This is a genomic window from Pseudomonas sp. Pseusp9 (assembly GCF_059491265.1).
In genome coordinates this window covers 3,143,400-3,169,777 of sequence record NZ_CP168500.1, presented here as the reverse complement: position 1 = coordinate 3,169,777, position 26,378 = coordinate 3,143,400, and the positions used below count along the sequence as shown (strand labels likewise).

Annotated in this window: 22 protein-coding genes and 1 pseudogene; 6 read left to right on the top strand and 17 right to left on the bottom strand. The window is 52.6% G+C overall.

Going from position 1 to position 26,378, the window contains the following annotated elements:
- Nucleotides 1–10: 10 nt before the first annotated feature.
- The 4 genes from ACEN8E_RS14190 to ACEN8E_RS14175 all read right to left on the bottom strand — a co-directional run bounded on the left by ACEN8E_RS14190 (nucleotide 11) and on the right by ACEN8E_RS14175 (nucleotide 6,278).
- The gene (locus tag ACEN8E_RS14190; protein WP_495593163.1) at nucleotides 11–979 is read right to left on the bottom strand and encodes a hypothetical protein; all 969 of its coding nucleotides are present in this window, start codon (nucleotides 977–979) and stop codon (nucleotides 11–13) included.
- A 344-nt stretch (nucleotides 980–1,323) separates the two neighbouring features.
- Nucleotides 1,324–1,911: a hypothetical protein gene (locus ACEN8E_RS14185; protein ID WP_495593162.1), complete on the bottom strand. Its 588-nt coding sequence runs from the start codon at nucleotides 1,909–1,911 to the stop codon at nucleotides 1,324–1,326.
- Between the two features lie 318 nt (nucleotides 1,912–2,229).
- Complete coding sequence (locus ACEN8E_RS14180; RefSeq protein ID WP_495593161.1) at nucleotides 2,230–4,212, bottom strand: UvrD-helicase domain-containing protein; 1,983 nt, start codon at nucleotides 4,210–4,212, stop codon at nucleotides 2,230–2,232.
- Nucleotides 4,209–6,278 (bottom strand): ATP-dependent nuclease, encoded by a 2,070-nt coding sequence (locus tag ACEN8E_RS14175; RefSeq protein WP_495593160.1) that lies wholly within the window; start codon nucleotides 6,276–6,278, stop codon nucleotides 4,209–4,211. Before ACEN8E_RS14175 ends, ACEN8E_RS14180 begins: the two co-directional genes overlap by 4 nt.
- Before the next feature lie 480 nt (nucleotides 6,279–6,758).
- Here ACEN8E_RS14175 and ACEN8E_RS14170 point away from each other — a divergent pair, with 480 nt between their 5' ends.
- Both ACEN8E_RS14170 and ACEN8E_RS14165 read left to right on the top strand, forming a co-directional pair.
- Nucleotides 6,759–7,214: a VOC family protein gene (locus ACEN8E_RS14170; RefSeq protein WP_495593159.1), complete on the top strand. Its 456-nt coding sequence runs from the start codon at nucleotides 6,759–6,761 to the stop codon at nucleotides 7,212–7,214.
- A gap of 69 nt (nucleotides 7,215–7,283) precedes the next feature.
- Nucleotides 7,284–8,249: an endonuclease gene (locus tag ACEN8E_RS14165; RefSeq protein WP_495593158.1), complete on the top strand. Its 966-nt coding sequence runs from the start codon at nucleotides 7,284–7,286 to the stop codon at nucleotides 8,247–8,249.
- 282 nt (nucleotides 8,250–8,531) lie between these two features.
- On the opposite strand, the gene ACEN8E_RS14160 is transcribed toward ACEN8E_RS14165, so the two are convergent.
- The 3 genes from ACEN8E_RS14160 to ACEN8E_RS14150 form a co-directional block, all read right to left on the bottom strand.
- Entirely contained in the window at nucleotides 8,532–11,798 is a 3,267-nt protein-coding gene (locus tag ACEN8E_RS14160) for a DEAD/DEAH box helicase (protein WP_495593157.1), read from the bottom strand.
- Entirely contained in the window at nucleotides 11,791–12,651 is an 861-nt protein-coding gene (locus ACEN8E_RS14155; RefSeq protein ID WP_495593156.1) for a hypothetical protein, read from the bottom strand. The genes ACEN8E_RS14160 and ACEN8E_RS14155 overlap by 8 nt, the downstream gene beginning before the upstream one ends.
- A 666-nt stretch (nucleotides 12,652–13,317) precedes the next feature.
- Complete coding sequence (locus ACEN8E_RS14150) at nucleotides 13,318–14,196, bottom strand: LysR family transcriptional regulator (protein WP_495593155.1); 879 nt, start codon at nucleotides 14,194–14,196, stop codon at nucleotides 13,318–13,320.
- 146 nt (nucleotides 14,197–14,342) lie between these two features.
- Here ACEN8E_RS14150 and ACEN8E_RS14145 point away from each other — a divergent pair, with 146 nt between their 5' ends.
- Entirely contained in the window at nucleotides 14,343–15,080 is a 738-nt protein-coding gene (locus ACEN8E_RS14145) for an AzlC family ABC transporter permease (RefSeq protein ID WP_495593154.1), read from the top strand.
- Nucleotides 15,077–15,403, top strand: coding sequence for an AzlD domain-containing protein (locus ACEN8E_RS14140; RefSeq protein WP_111289267.1), 327 nt, complete (start codon nucleotides 15,077–15,079; stop codon nucleotides 15,401–15,403). Before ACEN8E_RS14145 ends, ACEN8E_RS14140 begins: the two co-directional genes overlap by 4 nt.
- A gap of 103 nt (nucleotides 15,404–15,506) precedes the next feature.
- Here ACEN8E_RS14140 and ACEN8E_RS14135 read toward each other — a convergent pair whose 3' ends face one another.
- Complete coding sequence (locus tag ACEN8E_RS14135) at nucleotides 15,507–15,644, bottom strand: SRPBCC family protein (protein WP_258394933.1); 138 nt, start codon at nucleotides 15,642–15,644, stop codon at nucleotides 15,507–15,509.
- A gap of 198 nt (nucleotides 15,645–15,842) precedes the next feature.
- Between ACEN8E_RS14135 and ACEN8E_RS14130 the strand changes: the two genes are divergently transcribed.
- Entirely contained in the window at nucleotides 15,843–16,214 is a 372-nt protein-coding gene (locus tag ACEN8E_RS14130) for a hypothetical protein (RefSeq protein WP_495593153.1), read from the top strand.
- A gap of 2 nt (nucleotides 16,215–16,216) precedes the next feature.
- A complete protein-coding gene (locus tag ACEN8E_RS14125) occupies nucleotides 16,217–16,396 on the top strand; it encodes a DUF1289 domain-containing protein (protein WP_495593152.1) in 180 nt (59 codons plus the stop codon).
- Nucleotides 16,397–16,622: 226 nt separating this feature from the next.
- Here the strand turns inward: ACEN8E_RS14125 and ACEN8E_RS14120 are convergent, their stop codons facing one another.
- The 9 genes and pseudogenes from ACEN8E_RS14120 to ACEN8E_RS14080 all read right to left on the bottom strand — a co-directional run bounded on the left by ACEN8E_RS14120 (nucleotide 16,623) and on the right by ACEN8E_RS14080 (nucleotide 26,327).
- Nucleotides 16,623–17,087 carry a MarR family winged helix-turn-helix transcriptional regulator gene (locus ACEN8E_RS14120; protein WP_495593151.1) on the bottom strand — a complete coding sequence of 155 codons (465 nt, stop codon included), beginning with the start codon at nucleotides 17,085–17,087 and terminating at the stop codon, nucleotides 16,623–16,625.
- A gap of 46 nt (nucleotides 17,088–17,133) precedes the next feature.
- Nucleotides 17,134–18,015 carry an NmrA family NAD(P)-binding protein gene (locus ACEN8E_RS14115; RefSeq protein WP_495593150.1) on the bottom strand — a complete coding sequence of 294 codons (882 nt, stop codon included), beginning with the start codon at nucleotides 18,013–18,015 and terminating at the stop codon, nucleotides 17,134–17,136.
- A gap of 661 nt (nucleotides 18,016–18,676) precedes the next feature.
- Nucleotides 18,677–18,784: pseudogene (locus tag ACEN8E_RS14110) on the bottom strand (LysE family translocator); the annotation flags it as partial.
- Nucleotides 18,785–18,928: 144 nt separating this feature from the next.
- Complete coding sequence (locus ACEN8E_RS14105; protein WP_495593149.1) at nucleotides 18,929–19,858, bottom strand: DMT family transporter; 930 nt, start codon at nucleotides 19,856–19,858, stop codon at nucleotides 18,929–18,931.
- A gap of 281 nt (nucleotides 19,859–20,139) precedes the next feature.
- Nucleotides 20,140–21,363 (bottom strand): DUF3422 domain-containing protein, encoded by a 1,224-nt coding sequence (locus ACEN8E_RS14100; protein ID WP_495593148.1) that lies wholly within the window; start codon nucleotides 21,361–21,363, stop codon nucleotides 20,140–20,142.
- A 465-nt stretch (nucleotides 21,364–21,828) separates the two neighbouring features.
- Nucleotides 21,829–22,467, bottom strand: a complete 639-nt coding sequence (locus ACEN8E_RS14095; RefSeq protein ID WP_495593147.1) for a dimethylsulfonioproprionate lyase family protein — start codon at nucleotides 22,465–22,467, stop codon at nucleotides 21,829–21,831.
- Between the two features lie 59 nt (nucleotides 22,468–22,526).
- A complete protein-coding gene (locus ACEN8E_RS14090) occupies nucleotides 22,527–23,525 on the bottom strand; it encodes an Ldh family oxidoreductase (protein ID WP_495593146.1) in 999 nt (332 codons plus the stop codon).
- 96 nt (nucleotides 23,526–23,621) lie between these two features.
- Nucleotides 23,622–24,527 (bottom strand): glycine betaine ABC transporter substrate-binding protein, encoded by a 906-nt coding sequence (locus ACEN8E_RS14085; protein ID WP_495593145.1) that lies wholly within the window; start codon nucleotides 24,525–24,527, stop codon nucleotides 23,622–23,624.
- Between the two features lie 147 nt (nucleotides 24,528–24,674).
- Nucleotides 24,675–26,327 (bottom strand): electron transfer flavoprotein-ubiquinone oxidoreductase, encoded by a 1,653-nt coding sequence (locus ACEN8E_RS14080; RefSeq protein ID WP_495593144.1) that lies wholly within the window; start codon nucleotides 26,325–26,327, stop codon nucleotides 24,675–24,677.
- Nucleotides 26,328–26,378: the final 51 nt, after the last annotated feature.

The window sequence follows — 26,378 nt, the reverse complement described above, 5'->3', positions numbered from 1 at the left end:
GTCACTCTCCTTAGGCGCTGGCGCGAAGTTGAACCCAGTGGGACAAAAATTGCGTCTCCGCATCCGTGACTTCATCATCCAGGTGAATCACAAAACGAATGATCTCCTGAAACAAATCTTGAGCGTCGGCGCCGATCGCCTGAGCAATAGCAAACGCTTCCTTCAGGGAGGGAGGTTGGGCAATCTGGGCATCCAGTGCACTACGAACTTGAGGAGGAAGCCATTTAGCCCCCATGCCTAGCAATAGCTCGTCGATCTGTTCCTGCTCGTCCCGGCTAACCTGGCCATCGCAGACTGCACACGCTTGTGCCACAGCTTGCATGGCAATGAGCATCCGGAAGTAGCTGTCGTTGTCCGTGATACGGGAGGTGGCCTTTTCAAGTGCCGACTCAAATCTGTTTTCACGCTCCAAATACAACGCCTTCGCCTTAGCCTCACCCCGGGACTCCGCATCCTTGACCTTTGCATCTTCGCGATTTTTGCGGGATGCCCAGAATTCAGTCATGGATTGTCCAAAGTTACTGACGTAATCCTTGGATGCGTCGAAGCGGCTGCTCAATGCGTCCCGCGCCGACCCATAGGTGTCAGCGATCGCGTCTGCCACGACATCTGCTGCGCTGGAAACGGTATTGTGGGTGGCGTCGTAAGCATTCGATGCAACGGTCACAGCTTTTTCTGAAGTCTCGGACACAGTGGTGACAGTGGCGTCGTAAGCATCGGAGACAACGTCGAAGACCCTGTCGGACGCACTTGATACAGCATCTTTAGTCGCACCATATGCATCCGATGCAACTGTCGCAGCTTTTTCCGAAGTCTCGGACACGGTGGTGACCGTGGCGTCGTAAGCATCGGAAACAACATCGACGACCCTGTCGGTCGCATTTGATACAGCTTCTTTAGTGGAATCGAAGGCGTCGGATACGCTTTCCTTCACTTGATCGGCAGTCTGGGCAACCGAGTCGAAGAGTCGTTTGAACATTTGGGGGCGAATCCCTGCGGGCCAAATAAAGGCCCCATTTTGGGAAGCTTAATCACATGATGTCAATATGATTCCACTGTCGTGATGATGCTTCTACTTTCGCGGGTTAGTCCCTAGGACTGAGTGTGGGTGACTCGCGTCCGCTTAAAATCGCGGACATCTTCGCTCTTAAGACCGGAGTGCAAAAGGTGAGTTGGCCGGACACTTACATTTGTCGGCAACACGCGCTGCCTTGTCCTATCAAAAAAACTTCAAATCGCGGATCGAATAGACGAGCTCACTGAAGCGTGGAATAGCGAACTACAGCGCCGAAGGCAAATTAGCTAGCGGGAGAAACTCTGCCGTCATCGTTCGCCACGCTTACCTAGCAACGGCTTCAGTTTATCCCACAAGCCATCCTCTATGAGTTGAACAACCCGGTCACCAAGGTCGCTAAACCGGTAGAGATGAAAATCCACCGTAGCATCCAGCTCCGTAGCCCACGTGGCGAAATGGATCGCGTAGGTACCCGAGGTGCTATCTCTTAAGTGCTGCTTGAACCTTTCACGTGGCTTGTAGGATCGGCCAACATACAGAGCCTGGCTACTCTCACATATCGCGTTGGAACGGCAGAGATTTTTCTTTCCCTTGTACTCAGTTGAGCATTGGAGATCGCGAGCGGCTCTAAAAGCAGCGTGTAGTTCTTCGGTTTTGACCTGGCTTTTTATGGATAGGCGGAATACATAGAGAAATTCGGAGAGCTCGTCTTCCTTTTTTCCGCCCGTAGGTAGCGTGTCTGCCAATTTCTTGATGCCGTTCTCTGTCACTTGTGAAGTACAAAAACTAAGTGAAATAGGTTCAGGAAGAATAGCTTCTCTCGCTGCACGGAGTGTTGTATGTGAATTGAGCTCATAGAGGCTGATTGACTCTGCAAGAATGGACTGGGTCAGCATGGTTCATCCAAAATGAAAGGTAAAATGTTTAGGTTGGCTCTGAGCTACAAAATCCGAATCTCAGGGATCCAGATATCTCTTCGGGCAAATGTCAATCGAATAGACGTTCCAGTAATCGCTCGATCTGTGTACCGGCGTAACGCACCTTCAGCTCAGCTTTTCGTTCGCCCACCAGCAAGCTGAGTCATCACGCGATATTACGCGTGATCGTGCACATTACTCGGTCTGCCTTGGAGGTAGAACTTGCAAACCTAGCAATAGATTTGCTGGGCATCCCCTAGCTTGTAGCCGTATCCATAATCGTCCGTAAGCCTCATATTATATTTCTAGAATTGACCAGCCCGCCTGCTCTAACGCTGCCCTTCTCTTCACTTCAATGTTCCCCTCCCCCAATGAGCTTTTGCGCATGGCTAAACACAGCATGTGTGTTGGCCGGGTCATCCCAACGTACATGAGCATCATGTTCTTTTTCGCGCTCTCGTTGGGACGCTTCGCAGCTGAAGCCTTACCCTCAAGCCATGGCAAAAGTTTATTGACGAAGTGAGTGCGATTGTAGGTTTCGAGAATGAGCGTGGCAGCATGGGTTTTGCCCTTCTCTGCATGGATGGAAGACAATCGAATGTGAACGCTGTCCATCCCCTCTTCGAATCTGTACGTGTTGAGGAGCGCGCCTCCGTTGTCCCCAGGATCTACTGCAACGGGAGTAGGTGCCCATTCAAGGTAGGGATGAGCGTCAGCTGCAGCCAGCGCCGAATCTGATCCAGTCATCTCCGCTGCCAGCTCCAAGAGTGCGGGCGCCGCAGTCGAATCCCATACGGTTTTTGTTAGCTCAACCGAGTCGAAGAGAAGTCGATGGAGGCATTCGCGATAGATAGCCACCAGCTCTGCCCGTCCCATCATCAGTTGCTCGAGCCACTGGTGATTGCGCGACCTGGCAGGGATCAATTCTCTTGGAAATGCCAGTCGTACCAATGTGAGCAGACAGGACGCAACCAACTCCACACCTGACGCCGCCGTCGCATCGCGCTCCAGGTATCGGCGAGCAATATGCGCCCCCTCTGCGAACGTACGCGGCTTGAAGGAAGCCTTGTTCACTTCCGACTTATATGAGGGCCAGTAATGCTCCACCGCCTTGGGGTAGTGTTTTGGCTTGTCATCCACTAGCCGATGAACCGCACCCAGCGCGAAGACGTTAGTCTTGCGGGCATCTGCTGGAAGATGCTCAATCAGTAGACGCCCATACGCATTGAGCACTTGGCTGACGTCGTTATCTGGAAACACGATGATTGTATTGGGGACGGGTTGGCTGTCGACGTCCCGACGCAGGCCAACCAACCCTCCTGTAATGGGCAAATAGGCGAAGGGGTTGGCAATCGACGCAATCGCCTGGCTGAACCTGAAGCTACTCGCAATTTCTATGAAGCATGTCAGATCAGGGAAGGGCTCCGGAAGTACGATCTTTTCCTCAAAGATCTCTTGGTTTGGATCTCCCGCACGGATGACGCAGACATCTGGATCCGAGCGGGGAAACACTCTGCTGAGAATGCTGGCCTGGTCATGCCTTGTGTCCTGCATCTCATCGACCAGAATGCAGGGAAAGCGCACGCGCAACGCGTCAACCACCACTGGCTCCTCATCAAGCAGCGCGTTGGCTAAGACAAAGACCTCATCGAAGCAAAAATGCCCCGTCTTTGCTGCATGGCTTAAAGCCTTAGACGCGCTTTTGTAGGTTGCCGTGTGAGGTGCAAAGTGGAACTCTCGGCCAGCAAGGGGATTGTCAAAGTCGACAGTTTCGATGCGCAGCTTCTCTACGTTGAGATACGCAGATTCAAAGGCCTTCTTCATACCCCCGTATTCCCTAGAAGTTAGCGCTTTCCTGCGAGCAGTATGCGTGAGTTCATCATCAATCGCAGCCAGAGTAATGCCCTTCGACCGTAGCCATGGCGAAGCGAGGTATCGCCCTGTGAAACCGTGGATCGTGTCGATGTAGTGCGGATAACGAAGCAGGCGTTGCCCAATGTCTGAACCACCAAGGCGATGCTCAATTTCCTCCCTCGCTGCGTTGGTGTGCGATAGAACGCAGATCCCCTGCGTTCGGCTTTTCCAGTGGCGGGCGAGTATCGCAAGCTTGGCGACAACGAGTGTGGTCTTCCCGCTACCAGGGCAGGCAGAAACGTCCACCGTGCTCATGGACTTGAGGAAGTTGCGACGCGGCTCGTCCAGCGCTTCCAAATCCATGAGGTCAACGACCCATTCCACGTCATCATCAGTTATCGGATCGATGAGCTGGTTGAGATTCATTCCTTGCTCCCCTCGACAGCAGCCGGAGAGTCAGGATCGGCAACAACACTGGCAATGATTGCAGGCGCGCCGCTTGCCACAGCAGGTATCGCTGATCCACGAGTTGCGTACTCGATGGCATGGATAACGTACTTGGGTAAAAGGCCACGCAAGCCAGTGACATCCAAGGTGCCGGCGACGAATCGCTCGTCAATGAGGTCGATAAGATGCTGAGCAGCAATGGATTTAGAGGCTCTTTTGAACAGCTTGTAAATTGCAGAGCAACGGGCTTCCTTGGAAGAGTGCGCGGCCTCAATCGCTTTGAAAGCGCCATCCGCAGCGCCCAGGAGAGTGACTTTGGTCGCTTTGCCTTGGTCGATCTTCTCCTCGTTAATTGCGAGATACGCAGCAGCATGTACTTCACGAGCGAGGCCGGCAAAGGCCAGGTCATATTCAAGAGTCCAATGATCCGCGACGTAGGTTCGGACACATTGGCCATCGCTTTCTATTCGCTTCTTCCGATGCTCTTCCAGTCCGGTTTCTTGATCAGCTAGCGTGGCTCCAAAATCACGAATAGATTTCCAACGTCGATCCGTTTTCGCCCATTTGGGGTCTGCCGCCCCCGTCACTAATCCAAGTATTTCTGGAGCGCAATCTGGCATGACATCCATATCGGTGATGCACGCTGTGGGGATCTCTATCTCCCCTTTCGAAGTATCTCGGCGCTGCATGATTTTTGAGTAGCGCCTAAGCCCTACTCCGCCGACATTAATAACGGACACGCCGTGCTTAGTGAGGTCTTTTCCGAGCCTTCGGGCGAGCGCTGGCAGAAGTATCGCTTCGGCATCGCCCTCTACCACCAGAAGTCCTTTCGCAAAGAACAAGCCGGCTTTTGTGACGTCCAGGAAACGGCTCAAGAATCTGTAGTCATCGGCACCGAGGCAGGTCTGATCCTCCGCAAGCGAGAACGCCTGCCCTCGATGCATCATCACCAGATTTTGAATCGGAATCTTGGAGCTCAAGTTGGGGCTATGGGTGGTCAAGATCACCTGAACTGGCCTAAGCCCTTCGCCAGGCTTCGCTGCTTTCTCAAGGAACTCCATCAACTGCAGTTGTCGCTGCGGATGCAGATGAGCCTCCGGCTCCTCAACCAGAAGCAGAGGCAAACCGTCCGGTTCCTTTCCGAGAAGCAGCAGCTCACAGGCCATGAACAACACGTTGTTGGAGCCCAGGCCGTAAACACCACGAGACTCTCCCGACGCATGGTCGAGCAAACCAAGCTCAAGGCGCTCAAGTATCTGCTTGAGTCGCGCCGACTCAGTGCCACCCTCACCGAAACTGATACGACTTGTCAGCGGCTGGCCAGCGAGAGACAGAGGTGCAAGGTAGTTAACGTTGATCGCCTGCTCGGCAGTGATAATAGCGCCGTGCTTATTCACCAGGTGGCGCATGTAATCCCCCATGCCCGCGATGCTCAGCGCTTCTGCATCCAACGTAGTGGCTGGCGGAGCTGCTGTGTCGAAGTCATTGCCGGCATCGATATTCGGGAAACTGCTCAACACTTGGGACAAACGGGAGTTGCGCCCTGGTGACATCTCACGTTCAGCGTCCCGCAATGGCTTCAGGTAGGCAGTGGCGAGCAATTGGCGAACGCCGGCATCCAGAGATGGGCCTTCTCCTTTTTCGCCCGAACGGACACTGATGTCCACCCACCTACGAGTGAGGCTAGAGCCGAGCACGCGCTTGGCTGACCAGTGAATATGCAAACTTCCGACTTTGTTCTTGTAGGTCACATACTCTGCGAAGGCACCTAGCTCAGCTTTACTCAAGCCATCCAGCGTGCAGACCAAGGTGATAGCGCCAGCCTGGGCACCGGCGTCATCGATATGGAAATCCTCGAGCTGCAGCTTAAGATACTCGGCATCACGGGTTTGAAGTACAAAGCGGATTGCGTCGATGACGGCTGTCTTGCCAGCATCGTTTTCCCCTACCAGCGCTGTCACTCCTTCGTTGAAGCTGATTTCCAAGCCATGCCCAGCCTGGCCAAACTGTCGGAAATTCTCGATTTTTAAAGTAGATAGGTACACAGCGTCGCTCCCTGATACATATGTCGAGACAGGGATTGGCATCTTGGCTGTTCAGGCCACTACGAGACTCATCCCTGAAGGCTGATAGCTATATGGCATGATATTGCTCGGGAAACCAGTGCCACGAAGAGAACGGTATGGGCGCTAGGATCACTACTTTTGAGCAAGTCCTCTCCGTAGATGACGCTCCCTGCAAATGAACCACGCTGTCGGAGCCAGTCACGTCAGCCCGGTGTGAAACTATATGTTGATCGCCTACGCGGTTGCCGAGCAGAAAAAACAAAGCCCCGGAGGTTCGCGGCTCCAGGGCTTCTATTTTCGCCTCCATCCCTTAATGGTTTGACGAACGTAGCCAAGACATTACCAGCGTCGCTTTGGTATTTCACTACGACTTTGGATAAACGTGTTCGATCAGCGAAGCATCGAGGAAAACGTTATGTCGTGTTTACCATGGACGCCGTTTCAACAGGAGGACTGCAAATGGATCTGAAATTCAGTCACGTAGATGTACTGGTCAAGAATCTCGACGAAGCCTGCACTTACTACGCGCAGATACTTAACGCCAGGATCTCCAAAACGCTCGTCTGGGAACGAGGTGGTCTGCATGTGCGCTACGCGATTGCGCTGATGGGCCAAGAGCGTTTCATGTTGGTACAGCCGTTGGCGGGGAACCTGAAAGATCTATTGGATACGTCGGGTGAAGGGATGATTTACCGCCACTGCTACTCGACACCGGACATCGAGAAAGCCTATGACGAATTGATGGCCGCAGGTGTTCAGCCAGAAGACGAAAATGGAAAGCCATTGGCTCGTGCGAACCTGCAATCCCCATCTGGGGCACGCATCATTTGGTTGCCCAAACGCTTCGGGCACTTCTCTATCGAGATACTGGAAGACAAGGCGCTGGAGGCATTTGTCGAGGCTGCGTTTAACTGAGAAATGCTGCGATGGGCGTGGGCAACGTGCGTACAATGCGCCCCCCCCTAATTTGCTAATGTTTTTCCAATGAAAAAACTGCTGTCCGTAGTAACGCTAACCATCGCAGTAATTACCCCCGCCTTCTCAAGTCCTCCATCGACCTTTTCCGAAGCCAAGGTCATAGCAAAGCAGAAAATCTACCTCGACCAGAGTAACAGTGCCCTTGGCGAGCTGTACTGCGGTTGCAAATGGACATGGGTAGGTAAATCGGGCGGCCGGATTGACGCTGAATCTTGTGGCTATCAAACCAGGAAACAACAGAACCGTGCTGAACGGACTGAGTGGGAGCACATCGTTCCTGCCTGGACATTCGGTAACCAACGCCAATGCTGGAAAAATGGTGGTCGCGAGAACTGCGTGAACGATGACCCCGTTTTTCGCGCAATGGAGGCAGACCTATTCAACCTCTACCCATCTGTTGGGGAGGTGAATGGCGACCGTAGCAATTTCAACTACGGAATGGCCTCCGGGATAGAACCTCAGTATGGGCAATGCAAGACGCGGGTTGATTTCGATCAACGCGCCGCGGAACCGCGTGACGAGGTCAAAGGGCTGGTTGCGAGGACAACCTTTTACATGTTCGACAGATACAAGCTGAGCATGTCTCGTCAGCAGCAACAGCTACTGATGGCCTGGGACAAGCAGCACCCGGTTTCGGCTTGGGAGAAAGAACGGGATAGACGCATTGCGGCAATCATGGGGTACTCCAACCCCTTCGTGACCGGTGACCGACACTGGACGCAGGGCTATAAGACGGTTGGTGACAGTTTAGTCAGCACCATTCCTACGAGCTCTCCGCGAGCAGTTGCGCAGCCAACCCTCGCAAGCGCGGCTGGGGCAGGTTCGATCATTGGTAACCGGAAAAGTCAGGTGTATCACCTCTCAACGGGATGCCCTGGCTATGGGCAGGTATCACTGAAAAACCAAATAGCTTTTGATTCTGAATCTGTAGCTCAGGCGGCGGGATATCGTAAAGCCGGCAATTGCAAGTAGCTGCAGTCGTGTAGTGGCTGAATGTTATGGCGTTTCCGGCTCGATAAAGCATTACGCTGAGCCGGGCCGTACGGGCGCGAAGCAGCGCTAGCTCCTCCGCCAGCTTTAACTGGAGCTCTATGCGTCCGGGTATCCCGTCTTGCGTAACTAAATCGGTTGTAACCGTCCCGCCAAGTCACCTTGCGTGATTCAGGCAGGCACCCACTGATGCGGCAGCAGTTGCCCGACCTCACTCGCCCGCTGCTTCGGCAACCGCGTCAGCACATCTTTGAGATATCCAACTCAAAACTCGAAGTCCTCGAATGCAGCCGCGATGATCGCATCACTTACCTCGCTACGGACAGAGTCAAAACTCGCGATAGAGGATGTAGTGAATCTTGAACGGTGTCGTTCGTACAACTGATACGTTTCAACGCGAGAGCTTTCAGTCACGTTTTGGCGGAGAGCCATATGGTGTCGGTCGTGGTCGCCGTTCCTCACCATCTGTGGAAGCATATCGATCATGTGAAGTGGCGAGAGCTCTTCATCAGCGTATAGATATGCACCAATCTGACCGAGTACTCCGCACAGGAAGCCCAGGTCTGGAGTAATCCGGATCGCGAACCGCCTCGCATGATGAGCCGTCGACGATTTCGCTGTTTGCCGTTTAACGTCGACCTCGTTGTCACGGATAAACTGTAATAACCATGCTTCAATTTCGACTAGGGTGATACCTCCGCACCACATTTCAACGAGCTTCTTGAGGGCAGACAGAATCAGGCATGCTGAAGCATTGCCATCTTGATATGCACGCCCAAAGACTGCGTCAAGCGCTGCGGGGCGAGCAAACAGTGTCAGATCAGACGGGTGCGCTGCCACGATGTCGAGGATCCAGCCTATCCATTCAGCCGTTGCATGAAGGTTACTTGGTACCTTGGCCAAGGCATCAGCCAATCTAGTGATCAATCGAGGACTAATGCCGTTGCGTACCGCAATCTCCTCTTGCCAGTCGAGAGTTTCTGGATCTTCGAGTGCCTCTGCCGCTTTCGCCAGGGCCGATCGACGGCTTTCCAACCACCGGTTCGCCTTCGCTATGTTTGAGTTACGTTGTTGGAAAAAGCCGAAGGAGCGTCGAACGATATCGTCAAAACCACTTTGACCCTCATGGGTGACTGCAGAGAGTCTTCGGATCATCGCTTGAACTTTTGCGTCGGGTTGAGCAGATGCCTCAATCTGATCCAGGAGGCGCTCTATGGGATCCCGGATGTCCTCGCATGCATCTTGCTCCGAAAAGATTGTATGGAGATCAGGATGGCGGCGAGGAAAGACCTGATTGTTTAGATTGATCAAGATAGGTAGAGCAGGAATGACGATGGACAACCCTGTCGCTGCATAAGCCGCTCGACCTGCACGGCCAAGCGCATTGAGAATTTCATGTGGACGCAGACTGGTACGAGGATTACCGGTAGGGTCGTCGATAGCACTGCGATCCGTGCCGGCCAGAATCACCACATCGCAGGGTAAGTTCAAACCTTGAGCGATCGTCGAGGTCGCCGCAATGACATCAAGCCCGGTATCGATTTCATCCCGCTTCATGCGGAATACACTCTCGACCAGGCGTCTCTCAAGAGGCAGCAGGTCACCATGGTGCACAGCGGCGCGACACGAGCTAGGGTCAAACGCAGCAGAAGCCAACCCCACATCCTCGATGATCGCCTCACGCATCAAACTTTGCTTCTCGTTAAGCTTCACCGTTGGCTCTTCAAGAATGCGGTTGATCGCGTTGGCGACGCTACTACAAGCCCTACTGTCGCTGCAAAACACGATCACACGCTTTCCGACTGCTGCGAAATCAGCGGCAAGTTGAGCAGCCACCTCATTACGATTGGCTGTAACCTCTTCTTTATTGTTCAGCGTGAGCGCGGGCGAGCTCTCTGTCAGTGGCCTTATTACCAGCTTCTCTGGCTTACTAGGATGCCAACCGGATATAAGAGAGAAAAGTCCCAGAGGTTGAACCTCGACCCTTCCGCGCGCTTTCTTTGTCATGGCTGTAGACGCCACTTCAATCGCATCCATGACAGCGTCGTGTTCGTAGATAACGCAGGAACGGAGCTGGCGGGTCGGCTTCCAGGGATCATCGAATACATGAACCTGACGCGTTGTAATTTCGCTTAACCAGTCAGCTACCTCCTTTGCATTTTTCACCATAGCGGACATCAAGAGAAAGTCAGCCTCCGGACAAAATCGGATGAAGGTAAGAAGCGCCAGCATAGCGTCAATGGCTCTTGGGCTGACCTTCTGACTATCTGGATCCGTATCGGCGCCGATGAGGTGAAACTCATCGAACACCAGTAGTCCAACATTGCTAAACAGCTCCGGTGCAAAACCCAGCAGCGCAAGGCAGCGCTCCGGAGTCATTACGGCGAAGGGTGGAAGCGTCTCATCAAAATCCTGGAGCGCAGTGTCCTCCACGCTGACAGCGGCGATATCTGCAAGCTGAAGTGAAAAGTCATCTTCGATCTGATCGACCAATGCATGTGTCGGGGCCAGGTAGATGACTGATTTACCCGCGCAGCGAGTTGCTGCGATTTTGAGCATCGACAAGGTAGTCTTACCCGAACCGGTAGGTGACGTCATGACCATAGAGGCATTCTGGCTCAAGTATCCTGTCTTTATGGCTTCTTGATGATTGATCCACAGGAATGGACGCGCTTGGGCTTGAGAAGTAGTCCAAGTGTTCCATGCAATTGCCTCGGCGCCGCCTGGCGTTGGCAACCGGACAAGCATCGATGCCCTTGCTCCGCTCACCATCCGTATCAATAGGCTGGCAAAGTGATGAGGGCCTGCGAATTGGTGGTGTACAAATCCTTCGAAGTTCTGTTGCAACAGTTCCGAGACAGGTTCAGACAGCTTGATAACACTCTTGAGTCGCTTACGGACATTGCTTCCAACTGGTATAACGCCCCTTGCTTCCCGCGCAAGGTTCCGTATTGCTATTGCGCATTGGCGGAATAGCAAGTCAGTCGCCTGATCCCGGCTGTCTCCTACGGTCGCAGAGCTCAATGGCAGCTTTCTCTCACTTAAGTCTCCCAATCGACCTGTGGCGAAATCTCTTATGGAAAGAATCACGGCCCGCCGCATCTCCCGGGGTTCTCCTTTCGCACTAAGACGTGACGCGACTTCGGCGGCATCGGCGGCACGATCAGCAATCAAAAAAAGCAAAGTGGCCGAAATGGTTGAGTCGACCGCGTCACTTGAAAGCAACGTTGGCTGATCAGTCCGGGGATTGCGTCGTAGCGCAAGGATTTGATGCGCCGTGCCCGCAACGAATGCGGCGGCGCGCATTTGCTCTGGCCGAAGGTCGAGGGCGACGTACGCCTCAAATGTTGAAGCTAAACGCCGTACTTTTATGAAGATCTCTGCTTGGGATTCAATATCTTCTTGGGTAGCGAGGCGCGCAGTGGCGAGTTCGACGTGGGCAGCCGTCAGTAGCTCATCAAGCGTTTCGGGGTCAAGATCTGTCAGTCTCGGTGCATCACGCAATAAAAGACGGGAGCGGTAGTCAAACATCGGTGAGCTCCTTGACCTTTGCGATTACCTCCTCAGCCAACTCTGCAAGCCCTTCACGCACATCATCGAAGACAAGCACCCCTCCTACGCGTTTTTTTGAGGCACCACTCACCTTCTCATCAAACCCTTTCATGAGCTTGGTATAGCACCCGGATTTCTTATCCCGATTTTTCTCGCTCGTTGCCACACAGACCCGAAAGTGACGCGCCTCTTCCCAGAACATGGTTCCAATAGCATCTTCGGCATCGATCGATGGCACGATCTTGAGTAAAGTGACCAACTCAGCGAGCACTTCATCATCTCTTTGGCCGTCCACGATGGCTTCAATTTCAGGCCAGACGCTCTGAGTAATGAGTTTACGCGGATCCTCAGAGGCCTTGTCTTCGCATAGAATGATGGTTTCGATACCCTCTTGAAGCTCATCCAACTCCATCACGAATCCATCAAAGCCCTTATCTGCTTTCCGGACATGTGGCGATGTCATGATTCCATTAGGTAATGCTTTTTTCGCCACGATCCAGGAGATGTGCTGAAAAAGGAGACCATCTCGATGGATGATCGATGTGCGTATCTTATCCTCGGCTTTTTTCCGGACAGTCGGCTCAGGGGATTTGAGTTGTTCCAAATCCTGGGTGTAAGGTGCCGTGAGTTTTCTGATCACGTTAGCCGCAACCTTGCCTGGCGACGCCCGCTTTATCGGGGAAAGAGCAGTGATTATTCGTAATGCGTTCTCCTCCTGTCTCAAGTACAGGTAGGCAATGATTTCAACCAGTCGATTGCGCTTAGATGCCTTGATAGACCACTCTGTGAACTTACAAGCTTTGGAGGCAAAAGGCTCAAGTCTAATGGGCATTGACAAATACTACCTGCTCAGGATGTTGCTCAGTGGATAACGCCGTCGCTAAGGGCTGTGCGCTCAGGTCGGGGCCTTTCAAAATATTTTGATGAGTCTTCGACGACGTTCGCGACGTGGCACTGACACAAGATGAAAGCTGCAAGATTGGTCATCTCGGCAGCGAAACTCTGATCGGGAAAATATTGAAAGTCTTGTCGGTGCGTGAGTGGGCCTTACGAGGGACGATGTAGGCAAGGATGTCAGAATCGCCATCAATTCATCGATCAGGATGACAACTCCCTTCAACATCTAGCAACCCTCTTCCGTGTCGTAAGCTGTGCGATGGCCTGACTTTTCGAGTTTGTCAGATCAGTTCTATCCTAGCGGCAATCTGATCTTATCGCGATCGGATACCTGTAATCACATGATCAAAATGTTCGAGGGAGGTGAAATATCTGCCCACGTCATAGAGCCAAGCCGAATCCGGAGTTATTTGTAGGCCAAATATTGGGGCATGGCCTCAGGTCGGTCAGGCTGCTAATAGTGAGTCACCAACCGCGATTTCACTGCCGATCATAAGTGGGTCAAACAGGCCGTGCGGTTTGTGCATGCTACCCAGCTGATGGACGACAGCCCGGAAAGGAAATGCTCTCCAAGTGGGTAGGCATCGGCGCAACTCAGTCTCTATGCCAGCTGCATTAACGCTTCTTCCACTTCAGTCACCATCCTGTTGCCCTTGGCGCCTGGCAGCTTCCAGGCCGCGATGACCATGCCGAGTGGAATGGATTGATCAATCGGCGCAACCAGCTCGCCACTGTCCAGATACCTCTGGATGAGGCTGCGGCGGCCAATCAGTACCCCTGCCGCCAGCAAGGCTTGCTGTACGGCGATGGAGTACAAGGAAAACCCCGGCCCACGGGCCACGAACTTCTGACCGGGCATGACTGAGCGAGTCCATATCTCCCAGTCACTCCATCCCACATCCGCAATACACCGGACATTGGCAAGGTCATCAGGTTGGGTGATCCGTGACGCCAGCGCAGGTACGCAGACCGGTAGCACTTCCTCGACGGCAAGCATGCGCTGTCCGCGTTTCAGTTGCTCGGTGTAGAACAGGCACAGGTCGAACGGGCTGCGTTTAAGGTTGGGAGGCTCATCGACTGCAGTGACCGATATTTCAATTGGTGCCAGAATTTCGGTGAGCCGGGGAAGTCGCGGCCCAATCCACAATTCCGCCAGCGCGGGGGAAGTGACGATATGTACCCGTTGTGGTGCAGATAGTCGCCGAAGGGTTCGGGCGGCTTCCTCTACCGCATCGAATGCCTCGATGAATTGCTCTTTCATACTCTCGCCCAGCGCCGTCAGCCTGACACCCTTTGCATGGCGCTCGAACAAGGCTGCGCCGTATTCATTTTCCAGGGCCTTGACCTGTGCTGCGATAGCGCCTGGCGTCACCTTCAACTCACTGGCTGCCCGGGCGAAGCCGCCAAGACGGGCAGACGCCTCGAATGCGCGTAGAGCATTCAGTTGCAATGTGTGCCTGATGGGCGAGTCCAGATACATGTCGTGAGCCTCATTTTTTCTAGGCCTAATATTTCAGAAATCTGCCGTTGTTCCCAGCTGGCCCGAGCTTTATTTTGATCAGGCCTTCCTTGCTGACGCGAGTCGCAACGCGCAGCCATCAGTCTGATCACAATCAAGGAATTCAAATGAGCTATCGAAGTGGGGCACATGCGTTCATGCACGGTGCTCACACCGCCTCCCCGTTCACCACCGGGGTCATTCCTTTCGGCTTGATCGCTGGTGTCAGCGCTGCCGGGATGGGGATGTCACTCACCACCACCATGGGCATGACGCTGCTTTTCTATTCCGGATCGGCGCAGATAGCGGTACTGCAGTTACTGCAAAATGGCGCCTTGCCAGTGACCATGGTGATCACCGCACTGGTGATCAATCTTCGCTTTCTGATGTACAGCGCATCCCTGGCACCTCACCTGCACCACTTGCCCCGGCACAAGACCTGGCCTGTGTCCTATCTGCTCGCCGACCAGGTTTTCGCGCTGTTCAGCCTGAGATCAGCCTCTGGCGAACTGGGGCGGTACGCTTTTCACTACTACGTCGGGGCGGCGATCACGATGTGGCTCGGTTGGACGCTTGCGGTGCTGGCGGGAGTCATCCTGGGCGCGCGCATCCCCGAGGCCTGGTCATTGGGCTTTGCGATTCCGCTGTCATTTCTGGCGCTGCTGATCCCCAGCATTCGTAGTGCTGCAACGCTCTGCGCCGCCGTGGTGGGAGGTGCGCTGGCGGTGCTGGCAGTCGATTTACCCTACAACCTGGGCATGCTGACGGCGTCCCTTGGCGGGGTCATCACCGGGCTTACCGTCGAGCACCTGCGAAAAGACCTGGATACCGCACGCGGCAATGACGCCGAACAGGAGGCATCATGAGTGAGTTATCCCAGTGGGGCCTATTCCTGTTGATCGGCGCCGGCACCTTCGCCATTCGTTTGTCGTTTATCGAGTTTTATGGAAGCTTGCGCATTCCACCGCTGCTGCGCCGTGCGTTGCTGTACGTGCCGGCGAGTGTGTTGGCCGCGCTGGTATTGCCGGCGGTGGTGTACCCGGATCGACAGGCGGCGTTCGACTGGAGCAACCCGCAAATTCCCGCCGCCATCCTGGCAGGCCTGGTTGCCTGGCGAACCAAAAGCACCTTGCTCACGCTGGTGGTCGGTTTGGGAGCATTGTGGGCACTGAAAAACTTGGGTGCCTAGCAATCCATTGATTGTTCCGTCGCATAACTGTGTTTACTCAACAGAAACAAATCCATAAACGCCTGTCAGGCGTGAGCCCAGCCGTTGCCAGGGCTGCACTCGGTCACTGGTTAGCTAAGCGCGCAGCACCGACCAGCCCGTCCAGCCAATCCTGATGACCGTTGATCATCGGGTTTGGCTTGGCCCTGGCCAGCTCTTCAGCAGGTTTACCCTTCTGGGTTTCTTGCGTGAGGATGCGCACACGCCCGTTCGGCAAGTCTTCAATCAGCCAGGCATGGTGAACGTCCAGTCACAGGCATCTTCATATGCCAGCGCTTTTCTCTACCAAGCAGGGATAATTGATGGCTGATTTCGTGAACAGGCTTGAGTCCTTTTGCGGCTTTCTTCCTACAAACGGTGCAAAGTGCCTCCCATTTTTTCCTCTCCAAAGGAGCCCGCTATGTCCTTGGGCAAACGTGAACTTGCGCGGATCGAGCGCCGTTTAATTACAACGCTGACCGATGCCTGCGAGACCGCAAAAGGTGAAATCAAAGGCTTTACCTGGCTCACCCACACAGCTGACTTGAACGCCTTTGCCCAAACACTGAAGGTGACTTGGGTGTTCGAAACGTTGACCGACAAAAAGCTTGCCCAAGCTAGCGCGAAAGAGCGGGTTTTCGAGCTGACAGCTATCGCGTTGATCGAGGCAAACATCGATGTGAAGCCTTCAGATCACACTGTCCGATTCGACTCTGAGGATGAGTGCCAACGCACTCATGGTGGCGATTGGCAGAAGCGCCTTGCGCAGTCACGCGTGACCCAGGGTTATTGACGATGGCTAAAGAAATCGAAAATCCATGCATTTCGGTTTGCCAGTTGAGCGGCGATCTGTGTGTGAGTTGCGGGCGCAGCAAGGAAGACATCAGGAAGTGGAAACGCATGAAGCGGCCTGAAAAAATGGCCGCTGTGCAAAGGGCGAATGTGCGCTTGAAGGGACTGAAGAAAACACACTGATAGTCATCTGTCCTAGATAACCGCTTTGGCCCGGTAACTGCCTTTCCGATAACCAAGCGCGGAGCTATCGACCCTGAAGTTCTCGATCCGAGGGGATGACTAAACTGGATAACGCTCGGTACTCAGGTGATCGGTATCAAATTCAGCTCACTATCTCTGTAAGCTGGATTGGCGCCTTGTTGCTTGCATGGCGTAGACGCTGGATCGTGGGTCGCCCAGAAGCAATTCACTCATCAGGTATCCCACTCACATCACCGACTTTCACTTGGGCCAGATCCTTCCGGAGCGAAGCCACGCTTTCAGTGCCATTCAATTGCTCAAACTGACGCTGGGCTTCTTGCCACAGAGGAGCCGTTCTTTTGAACAAGCTCATGCCCTCCTCGGTTAATGCTGCGAGGCGACTTCTACCGTCGGAGGGTGAGGGACTGATTGAGATCAATCCCCCTTTCTCCAGGAAACCCGCCATTTTCCCCATCGCCGTGCGCTCGATGTCGAGACGCTCAGCAAGTGTATTGATCGCGGCAGTCTCCATTTCATAGAGCGCTGCCAATGTGAGGTATTGGGTGATTCGAAGACCCGATGGCTCAAGCTGCGCATCGTAAAAGCGAGTGATCTGCCGGCTCGCCTTCCTGATTGCGGAACAATTGCATTGGTCGATCCCTAACGGTTGGCTAACCGGCAACATCTGCATATTTCCTCGTACTACTGATGATTATTTCAAGTACCCAACGGGCTGCTTATGCATAGACATCCCGGTACTTTTCGATGAATGCCTGCACGGTCAGCGCAGCCGTACCGGTGATCTTCTCCACGATGTCATTCACACCAGCAAAGACTCCCTGCTGGTAATCCTGCGCGACTTCAACCAGATGTTGTGTCAAGGCGGCCGGGAACCTGTACTCCTGCGTCATCTTACGCTCGAACTCTTCGATCGTTGTTGGGGCGTACTCGATTTTCGCACCCAGCACCTTGCTCATGGCTGCCGCGATTTCGGTGTGATTCATTTCGACAGGGCCGTGAAGGCTGTAAATTTTACCTCCGTGCCCCGCCGGGTTGGCCAGGATATGGGCGATCACGCGTCCTTGGTCGTCGGTAGCGATGGGAGCGTGACGACCATTCTCAAAGGGAAAATCGATCTTTTTCTTGGCCCAGATCTCCTTGGCGAAGTGAGGGTAAGCGAGCCAGTCCGCGAAGAACGTGGGGCGCAGGTGCGTTGTCGGTACGCCCGACCAGTCGAAGACACGCTCAGAGATCCAGTGATCCTGTGCCAGATGACTCTTGGACTCACGCCGCGCAGAAATCTGCGACATGTTCACGATGGCCTCTACCCCGGCCTCTTTTGCGGCCTGGGCAAAATACGCTGCACCTTCGATGATTCCCGATGCCAGCGGATACAGGAAATAGGCTGAACGGATGCCTTCCATCGCCGCACGAATGTCATCGATGTTGGTGAAGTCGCCGATGGCAATTTCAACGCCACGCGCCCTTAGGGCTGCGGCTCGCTCATCGTCCGTGCGCACATAAGCGCGGACACGTTTACCCAATTTCAGCAGCTCATCGATGGTAGCCCCACCGGTACGCCCCGTTGCACCACTTACAAGAATTTCAGCTGCGCTCATGATCTTGGCTCTCTCGATTAGCGGGAGCAAATGTCCCTGGAAGATTCAAATAGGAGCATATGCCCCTATGTGATTTAATTTACGAGCACATGCTCCTACTGTCAACGTGTGTGGACGACCGCTCAGCGGATGGAGGGATGTTCATTTGCCAAGCAAGGGTGACTTCTGCCGAGATTTTTTCCTGTCTCCGGATACGCGGACACGCTTCCATGGCAAAGCTCACGAAACCAGTCGCCCCGCCTGCAGATGCCAGGCAGAAGCGGGTTGTCATATTGGGCCTGCCACCGGTGGACGCACTCGACGTGATCGGGCCGGCAGAAGTATTCGCGTGGGCGAATCAAATGGCTGACGGAGGAATGGCCCCATAAGTACTTGAACTGGTCTGCTCATCTCCTGACGCGTACCTGGAGAGCGAAACAGGTTTTGGATTCAATGGGCACAGCACCCTTGAGCAGAAGTGTCGTTCGAACAAACCCATCGATACCCTGCTGGTAGCCGCATCGCTGTATTTACCTGTGCGCTGGTTCGCCGCACTGAAGGCTCGTCGCCACGATATCGGCTGGCTCAATATTTCTGATCGGCAGCGCCACGCTGGTAACCGCCGTGATGATGTCCATCCTCGGCTCCATCGGTTCTGTCGGATTGGTTGGCCGCCCTACTCTTACGCAGCCTGTCGACGCATGGTCAGAATGGCTGCTCCGAAGCAGATGAAGGTCGATCCCACCACACGGCTGACCCATCGTGGTAGCTCTGGCCGGCTCAACACGCCTTAGGCCCGAGAAGGGACTGGCGAACTCGTCACATGTCACTCGGCTCCGTGCTCATTTCACTCCCTCAATACCGTGACGGTGGAAAGCCGCAAGCCGGAACTGTTGATCTGGTGGGGTTGAACTCGGCTGCAAGGTGCCGGTTTTCAAGTCTTCGATTTGATCGCGTAGATGCCCCCGATAATCACTAAGGCCGCTCCAATTACCGTCCAGGTATCAGGCAGCTCACCGAAAATGATCAGGCCTATCAACGTGGCGAAAACTAAAAGCGTGTAGTTGAAGGGCTGCAGGGTTGCAGCAGTGGCGTACTTCAGCGCTTGAATAAGGAAAAGTTGCGCTATTACCCCGGTCAATGACAGCACGCCCATTAATATCCCCTGCATGGGAGTGGGTGTGTCCCATCCAGGCAATCCCACAATCGTGACTGCTATTGCTCCAAAGCCCGCCATGTAAAACATGTTTGTCGCGAAGGTGTCGTTCTGGCTGATTTTGCGCGTTAGCACATTGAATACCGCGAACCCCAATGCGGACAGCAGTGGAATCAAGGCTGCAAGCTCGAAGACGCCGGCACCAGGGCGCAGGATTATCAGCGTGCCGGAGAAACCAATAGCGGCAGCAATCCAACGACGAAGTCCTATGAATTCCCCAAGGAAGGCCCCCGCCAATCCCAGGGTCATCAGGGGAAATACGGCGTAGAGCGCATGCATCTCTGCTAGCCCTAAATATCGCAGGCCAATCCCGAATAACGCTATTTCACCCACGCCTATCAGCGCGCGCATGATTTGAAGCCAAGGGTGCCTGCTGTGCAAAGACTCCTTGATGCTCCCTTGGTAAGCCGCATATCCGAGTGCGAAAATGACGAACACCCAGTACCGCACCATGACCAGTTGCGCTACCGGAAGGTCTTTGACAAGTACCTTGGTGACCCCGTCCTGGCTGGCGAAAATCAGCATTGAAAGGAGGCATAAAATAATGCCGAACTGAGGTCTAGTGGCTTGCGATGCAATTACTGCACTTGGCATGGCGAACGGCTTAGCATTCCTTTCTTGATCACCCTTCAACTGCATCTTCGTCATGCCTGTCTCCCTTTGCCCTTGTTCATGCAAAAAATGCATCGCCTACTAGCCACAGCAGGTTTCAGCCGATTTCATCCGCGTCGACGCAAATCGAATTGCGGTGACATGCGACCAACGTCATCCAGCCGAAAACTGCGGAACCCATGGAGCACGCCGACTCTCGAATACTTGGGGCGCCTCAATTAAGCAACTTTTGTCGGCTTCCCGCGGCATCGAAAAAGCATTTGACCATTCCCTAACCTACGAAAATCTGAAAAAGGAAAAAAGTCTGATCGTCTGCGTTAGTGTTCTTTGGCTTTCTTAATTCTGGTCACAATCAACAGCAGTATTCCAAAAGCGATCGGAGCCATGGTCAACATGGCTTTGCGCTCTGAAATTTCTATACCCAGTACGTGCAGCGCGGAGTAGCAAAGCTTAAGTAGGCTCAACAGGTAGTAGGTTATGGCAATAATTGAAAGCCCTTCGACGGCTCTCTGGATTTTTACTTGCGCATCGGCGCGTGAGTTGAGGCTCTTAAGAATTTCCGAGTTTTGCTCTTCCATCTCAACTTGCACACGCGCCTGCAGCAGATCGCCCAGGTTGACCACACTCTTTGCCAATTGATCCAAACGTTGCTCGGTGACAGCGCAGTACCTGACCGTAGGTTTGAAGCGCCTTTCAATGAAGACACCAAGCCTCTGACAACCACCAACATGACTCTCTCTCAGTTCTCCCAGTCGCTCAAAAACTAGCTGTGCATATGCTTGGGTCGCGCTGAAACGGTGACGGGTTTTGGCCTTGAGACTAACAACCTGAGCTGATAACGAAGCAATGTCAGCAAGCAGATTTTTTGCACTCGTTGCATCTAGACTCGTATTGAGCTCTGAAAGACGTACCAGTGTTCTTTCAAATGTGGTGAGCTGATTGCCGAGTTCTTTAGCGGTTGGCAACGCGAGAGAAGCCATCATGCGATAAGTCTCAATTTCGAGCAGTCGTCGAACCATTCTCCCTTGACGGTAATCATTTAATCCTTTGTTAATAAAAAGAAATCTATTTGTACCTTCGGGGCACAGTTTAAAATCGCTCCAAACAATTGCATCTGAACCACCGATGCACGATCCGCTAGGGTCTTTGAAACCGTAACTGGAAATATCGCCTTTCCAAGACTCCTCAGATCGCACAATTATCTGAACTGAGTTGATGAGTAGTGATAAGTGGGGCTGGGCTAGGTCTTCAAGCTCTTTGGGTAATGAAGCCCAAAAAAGCTCGTTGGTGGCTGAGGTAACGACCTGCGTGAGAGTGAAAAACTCAGCGTGGCGCTCCCATTTCAGCGGATGGCCATTGACGACAACGATGCCCTGAGCGGCACCCGCATCAATAGCCACAGGTGAAAGTCTCTCCAATAGCGAATTGCACTCTTTTTCTTCTCCCAAAAAGGCTAGATGAAAAACATGAGCGGGCTCATCGAAGTACAATGATGGTCGTGCATGTAACTCATTGTGCAAGTATTGTCTTTGAGAATGCATGATGTTTAGACCTGATCAACACGAATATTAAACGGCACTCTTATCTTCTCGAACGACAAGTCAAACACCAAATACTGATTTAGCCATACCATCAGATATAAGCCAAGGCTGCCGTCCATGAAACGTCGATGGCAACCAAACTAAACTCTCAGAAGCACCTGTCTTGCCTAAGTCGTAGCGCGATGCTATGACGCAACGAATCCTTTTCCAGAAGATCTATATCTACTATATCTTCAATTCCTGCCCCAGCCTCGACCTTCTCAATCAACTCTAAAATGGCTTTCTTCATGAACCAATGGGATGAGCGATCCAGACTTGTGGATACTGTTTTTAGTCTCGCCCTAGTTCCTGCATCCAATTTTATTCCAAGAGTTGTAGTCGACATATTTGTGCTCTCCAAACATACTTCACTGCGCCACTCGCTCAATGCTACTGTACGGTAAAGCTATATGGCTTACCGTGCAGCTAATGAATCAACCCCCACAGAGCAAGAAGTGGAGTATCTGTTGATCTCATTGCATGGAGGGATGATGGAGGGTTAAATACCAACCCACCTGCCCCTGGGCTCCACCAACCGAAATCTTCTCTAAACCACTCGCCCTGCGATAGGACAAGATAGAACTCAGCTGGCGGGTGATGATGAAATGGATAACTGGTAAAAGGCGCCATTAGCGCCATACCTAATGTTAAAGTTTCGCACTCAAACATCCCTCCTGCACCAGTGATAATCGCATGGCGATGCATCTCTACAAACGTGTTCTCCTGGCCAGGCTTGGCTTCACGTTTCATCCAATTAGCATGAGGCAAAATAATGCCTAACGAATCTAACACACACCCAAAATGTTCATTTATCCTTGGCGCAAGGTTAAGGGCCTGAGCTAAGTGAGGTGTCAGAGACTCAGGTAGCTTTTCTGAAGCCTTCAATGTCTTTAAGGTTCTCCACTGCGCCGAAATCAGGGACTTAGCACATACATCTGCCGAGGCCAGCGCCATGTCAGAAACAGCTATACCATTTAATAAAATCTCATGAAGAGCTTGTAGAAGTAGCTGCCCACTCAAGGATACATCATGATGCGCAGATAACACTTCAGCATTGTGAGTCATTGCTTTCTACCTATTCCAAATCATGTCGTTATGACCGTTGGCAGGAGTTCTAAAGCAGATTACATACCGCTTAACTGTTCTAGCAAATCCAAAGGAAGTCTGATCCCATCGCTTTCAGAATCAATCGCTGAGTGTTGGCGCTCCAATCCTGGCCTATGGACTCCCATTTCAGTCAATCGAGCCAATTGACTTGCTAGTCGGCTCTCGAATCCTGATGAAAAGAAATTCGGTGCGATAGCTAGAATCAGTAGACCGCAACCTGGTGTCTGAGAGCCTTGGTGGAAAGCCGGTGAATCAATAGACCAGTTAGCGCCTGTTAGACCTGCGGCCAAGACCTCAACCATGAGTATCAAATTAGCTCCGCGGTAACCACCAAAGGGAAGAAGTGCACCGCCTAAAGCCTCCAAAGCGTTGCGTGTTGCATTCCCATGCTGATCTACAGCCCATCCGTCGGGGATGTCGCTACCCATCGACGCGGCATGGGCGATATTTACAAATGCGGTAGCGCTGCTCGCTTGGTCAAATATTAGGGGAATGCCGTCCGAAGTCGGCGCTGCAAATGATAGCGGATTGGTAGAGTAGGTCTTGCCCTTAGCTTCGGGAACAGCAACGAGCGCTGGGCCATTCGCGACTGCCATCGCAATCAGCCCGGCCTTGGCTAGGCGAATGGTGTAATCGCCTAACTCACCACTCGTAAAGCTATTGAACTGACTCAACGTAGCCATTCCATTTTCGTGTGCGGAGTGACATAACGAGTCAAAACACCGATCTACGCCTAGTTGCGCGATCCCCCCTCTTGCATCTGATCTGAAGATTATTGAGCTAGAGGAAGAAATTCTTGGTTCAGCTCGCGGATCAATTCGACCAGACAAGAATCCGGACAAATAATCAGCTAAGTGACGAAAACCCACAGCTTCGTTACCGCGGCCTTGTGCAGCGACCACTGCTCTGGCTAGCGAAGCGGCTACTGCATGCGAGCAACCTTTCGACTCGCAAAGTTGCTTCACCCAGGAAACAGCTCCCTCGATTGAAAAGCTATGATAGGTTTCTGTTTTCACAGGATATCGCCTATACGGTTTATTCCATGCTGCCTGGGCCCTTTGTTTTCCTTCAAGGACACCAGGCTGCAGAGTAGTTACCGAACAGCTAAGCTACTACTGACCTGTTGTTGTGGCTGCTGTATTGGCGCCAAACATTGCCTCAAAGCGAGGCTTGTTAGCTGCATAATAATCCGCAACTACCTTGTCCGACGAACTGTCACGCGCATTAGCCATCAGTTTCTCAAGGTCAGCCTGAGGAATTTTGAAGTTGGCGAAGAATCGGGCAACGTCGGGATGCTCTGCGCTAAAGCCCTTGCGAGCAACCGCATGGATTTGCTCAGCGCCACCGAAAATTTGCTTCGGATCATCCAAATAGCGAAGCGACCACTTGGAAAACATCCAGTGTGGGCTCCATGCGTTGATCAAAGACCATTTGTCACGCTTCAGGTTGCGATCCAACTCGCTCAACATTCCAGATTCTGAAGAGGCGACCATCTTATAGCCATCGAGTTTGTATTCTTTAATGGCCTTTTCCGTAAGCTTATATTGACCGTTACCCACTTCGGAAGTCAGGATTTTTCCGCCGAGTTTTTCCCTCACCTCTGGTTTATTAAGATCTTCGACACTGGCGATCTCACTGGTAGGGATGGAAGTAGGCACCGCCATGCCGATCCGACCTTCATACAGCACACCGAGGTCTTCAAGTTTATCTTTGTATTTATCATAGAAGGACTTGTGAGTGCTCGGCAGCCAGACCATCGGGATCAGGTCAATATTGCCATTAGCCAACGCCTGGAACTGAATACCAATATCGGCCAAAACCAATTTGACCGGTTGCTTCAGGTGGTCTCGCAGTGCTGTGTCTGCCAGCTTTACAGCGATTTCCGTATCCGACCAATTTACCCACCCAATACGGATAGGCGCGGGTTCTTCGGCTTGAGCAATTAAACTGCAGGAGGCCATCGCCAAACCTGCAAGCCAACCGACAAGAGGTTTACTGGAAAACGAACGACTAATCATGGTGCATCTCCGCGTACTGTATTAATGGTTATTGGCAGGGCAGCAGAAGAATCAACCTTCCTCAACATGAGAGCAAATTACCATTACTATCACAAGGGAATTAATATTATACATGCATGAGTTTTAGTTATGTGAAAAATAAAATTTTCACATATTCGGATAATTCGGCCCTCCCCCGCCTTCTGGCGGAACCCACGTAATATTTTGAGTAGGATCCTTAATATCGCAAGTTTTACAATGAATACAGTTTTGCGCATTAACCTGCAATGCCTTGCCGCCCCCTTCAGCCTCTATAATTTCATACACTCCGGCGGGACAGTACCGTTGTGCGGGCTCATCATAAATTGGTAAGTTTATAGATATAGGAACACTGGCAACAGCCAACTTCAGATGAGGCGGCTGATTTTCCTCATGATATGTATTAGATAGGAATACCGATGACAAGCGGTCGAAACTTATCACGCCATCAGGTTTAGGATACAACCGTGATGGAGAATCGGTAACAGTTTTCATTTTCTCATGATCACGAACTTTATCTCGTAGCGTAAATGGCAAACGCCCTTTGAACATGTTCTGATCAATAAAATTGAAAGCCCCTCCGAGCACCGATCCGAATTTGTGCATAGCTGGGCCAAAATTTCTACTTCGCTCCAGCTCTTCTCCGAGCCAACTACTGGAAAACAGCGAGTCGTAGTTACTTAGCGGTTGTTCAGACGTAGGATCTGAGTCCACTGCTTCGAATATCGCTTGCGCGGCTAGCATCCCGGACTTCATTGCGGCATGAGTGCCCTTGATTTTGGCAAAATTGAGCGTGCCAGCATCGCACCCCACCAACACCCCTCCAGGAAATGCCATTTTAGGGAGTGAGTTGTGCCCACCTTTGGCTATTGCTCGTGCGCCGTAACTGACTCTTTTTCCATCCTTGAGGTAACGCTGGATGATGGGATGATGCTTGTAGCGTTGAAACTCCTCGAAGGGAGATAGATGTGGATTCTCGTAGCAAAGATCTACAATCAGCCCAACAACAACCTGATTATTTGCTGTGTGATACAGGAATGAGCCTCCTGGGTTGTTGTCGTCCAATGGCCATCCTGTCGTATGCACAACCAGGCCTTCTTCATGAATCGAAGGATCCACATCCCATATTTCCTTGAGACCAATCGCATAATGCTGAGGATCGGAATCCTTATCTAAGGCGAAATGCTCGATCGCGCGCTTGCCCAGATGACCACGACATCCCTCCGCCAGTACCGTGTAACGCGCACGTAGCTCCATACCTGGCGTGAAGCATCCTGCGCGCTCCTCACCGTTTCGACCTACACCCATGTCACCAGTAATGATTCCTTTGACAACGCCTTGTTCCAGGATCAAATCGCTGGCCGCGAAGCCTGGATAGATTTCCACACCCAAAGCCTCAGCTTGCTCCCCAAGCCACCGGCATAAGTTGCCTAACGAGATGATGTAGTTGCCTTCATTATGGAGCGTCTTAGGTGCCATCCAACCAGGGACTTTTCGAGAGCTTTCTGGCCCGGTGAGCCAGTAGATATCATCCCGAAGAACTTTGGTGTGTACGGGCGCTCCTTTAGCCTCCCAATCAGGGAATAGCTCGTCGAGTGCTCGGGTCTCGAATATTGCGCCCGACAGGATATGGGCTCCGATCTCCGAGCCTTTCTCGACTACGCACACGCTAAGGTCACGACTGGATGCGGCGGCCAGTTGTTTGAGATGGCAAGCGGTTGCCAGACCTGCCGGCCCACCACCCACAATCACTACATCGAACTCCATTTGGTCGCGCTGCACGGGATCACCTAGCTATCATCAGGCTGTTAAAATAAGTATTGATGCTCGTCA

Coding starts and splice junctions, on each gene's coding strand:
- ACEN8E_RS14190 (WP_495593163.1), bottom strand. CDS start 979: ATGTTCAAACGACTCTTCGACTCGGTTGCCCAGACTGCCGATCAAGTG.
- ACEN8E_RS14185 (WP_495593162.1), bottom strand. CDS start 1,911: ATGCTGACCCAGTCCATTCTTGCAGAGTCAATCAGCCTCTATGAGCTC.
- ACEN8E_RS14180 (WP_495593161.1), bottom strand. CDS start 4,212: ATGAATCTCAACCAGCTCATCGATCCGATAACTGATGATGACGTGGAA.
- ACEN8E_RS14170 (WP_495593159.1), top strand. CDS start 6,759: ATGGATCTGAAATTCAGTCACGTAGATGTACTGGTCAAGAATCTCGAC.
- ACEN8E_RS14165 (WP_495593158.1), top strand. CDS start 7,284: ATGAAAAAACTGCTGTCCGTAGTAACGCTAACCATCGCAGTAATTACC.
- ACEN8E_RS14160 (WP_495593157.1), bottom strand. CDS start 11,798: ATGTTTGACTACCGCTCCCGTCTTTTATTGCGTGATGCACCGAGACTG.
- ACEN8E_RS14155 (WP_495593156.1), bottom strand. CDS start 12,651: ATGCCCATTAGACTTGAGCCTTTTGCCTCCAAAGCTTGTAAGTTCACA.
- ACEN8E_RS14150 (WP_495593155.1), bottom strand. CDS start 14,196: ATGTATCTGGACTCGCCCATCAGGCACACATTGCAACTGAATGCTCTA.
- ACEN8E_RS14145 (WP_495593154.1), top strand. CDS start 14,343: ATGAGCTATCGAAGTGGGGCACATGCGTTCATGCACGGTGCTCACACC.
- ACEN8E_RS14140 (WP_111289267.1), top strand. CDS start 15,077: ATGAGTGAGTTATCCCAGTGGGGCCTATTCCTGTTGATCGGCGCCGGC.
- ACEN8E_RS14130 (WP_495593153.1), top strand. CDS start 15,843: ATGTCCTTGGGCAAACGTGAACTTGCGCGGATCGAGCGCCGTTTAATT.
- ACEN8E_RS14125 (WP_495593152.1), top strand. CDS start 16,217: ATGGCTAAAGAAATCGAAAATCCATGCATTTCGGTTTGCCAGTTGAGC.
- ACEN8E_RS14120 (WP_495593151.1), bottom strand. CDS start 17,087: ATGCAGATGTTGCCGGTTAGCCAACCGTTAGGGATCGACCAATGCAAT.
- ACEN8E_RS14115 (WP_495593150.1), bottom strand. CDS start 18,015: ATGAGCGCAGCTGAAATTCTTGTAAGTGGTGCAACGGGGCGTACCGGT.
- ACEN8E_RS14105 (WP_495593149.1), bottom strand. CDS start 19,858: ATGACGAAGATGCAGTTGAAGGGTGATCAAGAAAGGAATGCTAAGCCG.
- ACEN8E_RS14100 (WP_495593148.1), bottom strand. CDS start 21,363: ATGCATTCTCAAAGACAATACTTGCACAATGAGTTACATGCACGACCA.
- ACEN8E_RS14095 (WP_495593147.1), bottom strand. CDS start 22,467: ATGACTCACAATGCTGAAGTGTTATCTGCGCATCATGATGTATCCTTG.
- ACEN8E_RS14085 (WP_495593145.1), bottom strand. CDS start 24,527: ATGATTAGTCGTTCGTTTTCCAGTAAACCTCTTGTCGGTTGGCTTGCA.